6 protein-coding genes are annotated in these 6,182 nt (G+C 56.1%); all 6 read right to left on the minus strand.

Annotated features, from left to right (window positions below; genetic code table 11):
- Positions 1 to 11 precede the first annotated feature (11 nt).
- Positions 12 to 1,214, minus strand: coding sequence for a glycosyltransferase family 4 protein (locus tag VG146_22950; protein ID HEV2395220.1), 1,203 nt, complete (start codon positions 1,212 to 1,214; stop codon positions 12 to 14).
- On the minus strand, positions 1,211 to 2,449 hold the full coding sequence (locus tag VG146_22955) for an O-antigen ligase family protein (protein HEV2395221.1): 1,239 nt from the start codon (positions 2,447 to 2,449) through the stop codon (positions 1,211 to 1,213). The genes VG146_22950 and VG146_22955 overlap by 4 nt, the downstream gene beginning before the upstream one ends.
- A 17-nt stretch (positions 2,450 to 2,466) precedes the next feature.
- Complete coding sequence (locus VG146_22960) at positions 2,467 to 3,714, minus strand: ATP-dependent carboxylate-amine ligase (protein HEV2395222.1); 1,248 nt, start codon at positions 3,712 to 3,714, stop codon at positions 2,467 to 2,469.
- A 104-nt stretch (positions 3,715 to 3,818) separates the two neighbouring features.
- The gene (locus VG146_22965) at positions 3,819 to 4,445 is read right to left on the minus strand and encodes a histidine phosphatase family protein (protein ID HEV2395223.1); all 627 of its coding nucleotides are present in this window, start codon (positions 4,443 to 4,445) and stop codon (positions 3,819 to 3,821) included.
- The gene (locus VG146_22970) at positions 4,352 to 5,623 is read right to left on the minus strand and encodes a hypothetical protein (GenBank protein ID HEV2395224.1); all 1,272 of its coding nucleotides are present in this window, start codon (positions 5,621 to 5,623) and stop codon (positions 4,352 to 4,354) included. Before VG146_22970 ends, VG146_22965 begins: the two co-directional genes overlap by 94 nt.
- Before the next feature lie 86 nt (positions 5,624 to 5,709).
- Positions 5,710 to 6,182, minus strand: a 473-nt coding sequence (locus tag VG146_22975) for a hypothetical protein (protein ID HEV2395225.1), incomplete at its 5' end; no start/stop codon positions are given.

Below are 6,182 nucleotides of genomic sequence, written 5' to 3' on the forward strand. Positions count from 1 at the left end.
TTAGCAGTTCCTCAGCCCTTGCATCCTTGCCCTGAACAAGCGCACTGAACCGAATCGACCAGCCCCGGCTCCGCCGGCCAATGACGCACCGGGACCTCTCGCCCCGTTGCCGCTGCCTCAAGCAGCCTCTGATAGGCGTTAACCGCATGCTCGGGCGAAAAAAGTACCTCCGCTTTGCGCCGCGATTCAACCCCCATCGCGAGCCGGGCTTCGCGGGAAAGACCACAAAAATCAAGGAGCGCTCGCGCCATATCTTCCGGATGTTGCGGCTCGAACAGGAATCCATTCACTCCCTGATCGACAAGAATATCCGCGTCCCCAATCCTGCTCGCCAGCACGGGCAAACCACATGCCATCCCTTCGCATACGGCATTCGGCAATCCTTCCGCCAGTGACGGCAACGCTACCGCATCCGCCTCCTGATACCGCGAAATAATCGCCTTATCCTTTTCATGCAAATGAAATGACCGCGCCAGACCCAATCCCCGGATCAATTCCTGGCACTCCTCGAAATATCTCCTGTCCTCGCTTCCTTGGCGCAGGAGCGGAAACCCCCCATACCAGTCGATTTGCAACTTAAGGGTTGGATGCTGCGATAAGGCCATCGCAACGGCTCGAATCAGACCCAGTGTGTTTTTTCTGGGCTGGTAACTGGCGGCAACAACCAGGCGAATCGGCCCGGAGCCATGCCGCCGGGCCGATCCGGCAGGTTTAAAGCTCTCCAAATCCAGGCAATTGTAAATGGTAGCAATCCTCGCTGCGCTTTTTCCGAGCACCTGCGCCAATGCCCTTCGATTCGCATGTGAGTTTGTCGTAATACAATCTGCCAACCGATGAAATCCCCTCTTCCAATTCGGCGCCTTCCCATTGCCGTTCATTTCCAGACGTTCTGAAACCACCAGGCCCCACGGACGCTTCGGCAAGCCCGCTAGTTCCGCATACAGACAAGGGCCTTCAAGAAAAGCCAGCACGGCATCAGGGGCCTCGCAAAGCAACCGCTTTCTCAATGCCACCGGCCGGCCCAGCCTGCTCCGCGCCCTGAGCCGCTCGACTCCAACCCCGTTCGCATCCAGCATCGGCCGAAAGAACATGTCCTCATGGTACGTGATGAACGAAACGGAATGACCCGCTTTGCGAAAGAAAACCCCCAGCGTTGTCAACTGACGCTGGGCGCCCCCGGCTCCTAAATTGTCGATAAAACAAACGATCTTCACGTCATCCCTGTCCGTTCCTGTAAATACCCGCAAATGCCGGCATACATGGGAACGAACTCCCTCGAGTCAAATAGAACCGCAAATATCGAGAAGATTGTGAAAATGGCCCAAAAGGTAAGAAGCCCCACACTGAAACCGCCACCCAGCCGCCTCATTCGAAAAAGTTGAAGCCCCGGCAGAAAATAAAAAACTGCCAGCAGCGCCATTCCAACCAGGCCCGCATTGCACAATACCTCGCCAAAGGTCGTGTGCGAATACACCCCGAATTCGGAGAGCCTGCTGAACCCCTCAAATCCGCATCCAAATAGCGGATGAGCCGCCCACAATTCAAAAACCCTTGTCAACATCGCAAAACGCAATTCGCTGGAACTGTCAGAGGCTATTCCTCGGCTAAATGGCTCCAGGAGCCTGTCCACAAAAGGCAGTCTGCTGAATAACAAGCCACCCAAAACCGCCATAAGCGCCAGCAGCACCGCCATTTTCACTGGGCGCCACCGGCGCATTCCTCCTTGGCCCGCAGCCATCCAGGGCACCGCCAGGATGAGACAACCCAGTCCCAGCATCGCTTTGCGGGAGCCGCTGAAAAAGCAAATCGCCAGCCCAGCCCCCAGGCCAATGGCCGCAAGCGGCCAGCGCCACCATTTCCGGCAATTAAAAAAGACAATGCACGCGCCCAACATCAACATCACCCCGTAAATGCCTGCATCGTTCGCGTTGTCAAATGTCCCCGCAAATCGGTCCTTTTCGCTAAGAGAAGAGCCGGCCATTGAGGTCCCAAGCGCACGAATCTGGCGCCAGTTCATCCCGAGCGTCACCAACCCGCTCGCGCAATAGGTCCCGAATAACAGCAATAACCGGTCTTTCGAACGGAAAACGATATGACAGGCCAGCGCCAGCACGCAGACCTTGATCAGAGTTAGGTACTCCGGCCAAACCTCCGGGTCTGACAATAGTGTGATGCTCCAAAAAAGCACCAGGACCGCATAAGACACCATGGATAAATGCACGCCCGGAATGCGCTTTAAGAGCGTCGTTAAAGCCAGCCCTGTCCCGAGCACCGCAAAGGCCTGAGGAATAAACGACAAATTCTCGGCCGTCGAAAAGATCGGAACACTGGCTATCGCCAGACTGCAAACAACCGCCGCGATTCGCTCCAATGCGCTCTCATAGGGCATCTCCAGAGCGGGCGCCCTTCCCAAGGCCACCGCTCCACTTGCCATTCGCGCAGTCGTCATTTTTTATGTGGGACCGGCTACCGCGGCAGCGACTTTGACTGCCCTACAACCTCTCTTTCGACCTCTGCGGCTTCCGCCCCTTTCGCATCCTTCGGGGTTCGATGTTCGACGTTGGGTGTCCAATGCTGATCGCCGTTCCCGCCTCTTCCAACCTTTGGAATGTAATCCGCTAACAAAAACTCCCGCAGCGCCAGCTCATGTACCCAGTACCGCCCAGGCTCAAATCGCCAGTTGCCATCTTCGTCAAAGTGGTAAGCGCCTGGTTTGTCATGCACATGCAATTGCTCCGGGGTTTCCACTTGGCAGACGGGTGAAAACTCAATCACGTGAAAGTCCCCTTCGCGGTCTCTCACCATGTCCACCACCAACATTGGGCTGCGCACCGCCCGGTTCAACTCGAGCGCAATGGCCATCGCCCTTCGGGGTAAATCTCTCTTCTCCACCAGGTTCATCCCTGATGCCCGAAAATCCCCCGCAGGGACCTTCCGGTAATAGCCGAAAACCAAGTCCCCGACCACAATCACCCGGATGTCATATCCGTCGTTTGGAATGAAATCCTGAAAATAGACATATCCCTTCTGCCGCGCATAATTGACATGTGTCTTGCGCCCGCCCCAGCTAAACGCTTGGTGAACGATCCTTCGGGCATGTGCCGCGTTGCTCACCAACTCCACACCAATCGAGCCCGACCCGGGCACGATCTTGGACAATGCCGGGTAGCTCAACCCGGCGACCATCCGCAACGCATCTTGGCAATCGTGTGAAATATGAGTCTTTGCAAAAGGGATGCCGCAGGAATTCGCGATATACGCCTCCAGTTTCTTGTCCTCATATAACAAGGCGTGCGCCGCCGACGGATAGGTTGATTTACCTAAGTAGTTCTCCAAAAACCAATACTTCTCCCGCAGCTCCTGCAGGTGATGCAGTTCGCAAGACCAAATCCCGATAATAACGTCGAATCCCCCGGCGCGCTGCAGCCAATCGTGCGCGTGAATATCATAAATGTCGTGCTCGAACCCGTTCTTCTGCAGGAACCGGCAGTACTTTGTCCAGCGCGGATAGGGTTCCAGGTCTCGAACTACCCCCACGCGCGGCCTGGGCAGACTGGCAGGCCAATCGATTCCTACCATTTCCGCGTTTTCAATCTGTCCTCGATCATCCCGCGAACAATCCTCCGAGCCCGGAAAATGCCGGCGCACCCGGCAGTACCAGGCCGTCTTCATTACCCGCCGGACGAAAAATGACTCCTTTAATCTCCGCAACATAGAAGCGATTTCAGGCTTCTTCCGTTCTGTTCAATTCTCCAGAGGGTCGCCCTTCCCAAAACACCGCAAGGCGCTTGGCGCGACCTGGTTCCCAATACTCTGCATCACCAACTCACCACTTCCCCCCGACCCAACCGAACCACGCTCTCACCCGTCAGTTTCTCGCCGGCAAACCGGAAGCGGGCGAGTTCAAGATTACCGGGGAAGAGTGCGAGCGACTCGATGCAATTCAGGCCACGGAGCAGGCCGTTGAAAAGCTGCAGGAACACCCCATGCGATACCACCAACACCTCGCGTCCGCTGTAATTGATGAACAAAAACCGGCGGAACTCTTTCGCGCGTTCCCAAACATCCTCGAGGGCCTCGCCCCCTTTCGGATTCACCGTATGCAAATCATAGCCGACCTGTATCAATAGCACCGGCGGTTTTACCTCCCGCACCTCGTCCCAGGTCAGCCCTTCCAGAATCCCAAATCGTCGCTCGCTGCACAAGGGCGTCTGCACGATGGGTGTGTTTCCTCGGGAGAGAATCCGCGCTGTCTCCAAGGCTCGCTTCAAAGGCGATGTGATTACCGCGTCAAATCGCGCCCGAGCCAGTTTGGCCGCCGCACTGCGGGCTTCGCGCAGGCCCGCTTTGCTCAGGGGGACATCGAGCGTTCCGGCGTAGCGCCGTTGGGCGTTGTAATGGGTATAGGCGTGCCGGATGGTGCTGATGCGGGTTTGTCGTGCCATACAGGTTCGTTCGCCCAGCGCAGAATCGAGTTGAGCCTCATCACGGAGGAATAATCGGTCATGAGCGGCCCGATCTTGATGTAATCCACTCCATAAATACAGCTCAGAGTCGAAACAAACGTCTCTTCGGTGCTGACCGAGCGGTGCGATGCAATCGTTAATTGACCATGCCGCTGGGCGGCCTCAACCGCCCGGCAAGCGGCGGTAATTGTTCCCGCTTGGTTGGGTTTGATAATCACGCCATGGGTGCACCCCCGTATCGACCCATCCTCAATCCGGAGCGCATCGGAGGAATAAAAATTATCACCAATCACATGACAGCATTTCACTGACCCGCTCAATTCTCTCCACGCCTCCTGGTCCTTCTCTCCAAAAGGGTCCTCCAAAAATCCAATCCCGAACTCCCGAATTAATCCGGCCCAATACTCTCCAAATTCCTCGCCCGAATACGAGGAGTTGTCCGTGACTGCCAGTTGGTAGCGTTGCCCTGTCCAAAGGTCCCCCGCCGACGCATCCACCATCAAATCAAACTCGTTCCCCAATCCAAGCTCGCCCAGAATCGCTAACAAAAACTCAAGGCATTCCCGGTTATCCCGCGCTCCGAGCCGATAAACCGGGTTCCCTGACACTAGCTCCATCCCGTGCTTCCGCAGCTTTTCCCTAACCTTCCTCTGCACCTGGCCATGCAACTCGATCACCTTCTCAACTTCATGGCTCCGCGCTACCAGGAGGTATTCAGCAAAATCGCTTAAGACCGGGTTTGTATAGGCATGCCGGCTCCCGTTTAAGATGTTGCAGCACAACCGGGGCGTGCCCGATTCGCGAACCCGCGCTCCCAAGCGCTCCATTCCGGGACATGACACCGTTTTTGCATTGAAAAAGGCCAGCGACAAGCTGAAAACATTGTTCCGCCCGAATTCACCGATGTGCCGTTGCAGAAAATTATCGAATTCCTGCTGCTCCATTTCGAGCCCGATGCACCCTTGCGATTGAATGAGACACAAAACCGCCTCGGGCGACAGCACCCTTTGGTCGCCCTCATAAATGCTAATCGTTTCCCCTTGAGGCGACGCACCTACTCCCAACGAGCCATCATCCAACTCGATAACGAATTCATTCGTGAACTCTACATGCGAGTTGATCACCCGCCTCCACCCAATCTTTTGAATGCCCGCCATCTTGTCTTTGCCTAACCCGACTCTCCCCTATCCTTACAAAACCCGCAATCCCTGCGCTAAATTGAAATTCGACGAAAATCAAAAATCTACAAACCGCTCCAAATCCTCAAATTCCCCGGCGGCGCCAGAGTGTGCTGCATCGCTCCAATATCGGGCAAAGCCCCCCGTGGGACCCCAAAAAAATCGACCGTCACATTCCCCATCGGCAGGGCCGCAAATGCGGCAGGCGACGAGGCCCCAATCCGGAACCAGCCAGGCGACAGTTGCCCTGGCCCTGTTCCACTAACCTTCAGCAAGCCCGGCGAGCCGATCACGTCCCCTCCCCCGCTCGCAGAGGCAGGCGGCGTTTTCGACCAAAGATTATGTGAGAAAGTAATTCCCTGCGGGTTCTGCACCACCGCTACGGGCAACGTGCCTTCCTGTAGAAAAATGTTATTTTCCACAACCGAATTTGTGTGTGTGCCGGTCAACAGCTTCAAACCCGTCTCCACCACTGAATCGGCAAACGTGTTGTATGCAATCACCACGTTCACCAGCCCGCCCCCCGATGGCCCCGACC

It is taken from the genome of Verrucomicrobiia bacterium, from assembly GCA_035946615.1.
In the GTDB taxonomy this organism is placed as follows: domain Bacteria; phylum Verrucomicrobiota; class Verrucomicrobiia; order Limisphaerales; family UBA8199; genus DASYZB01.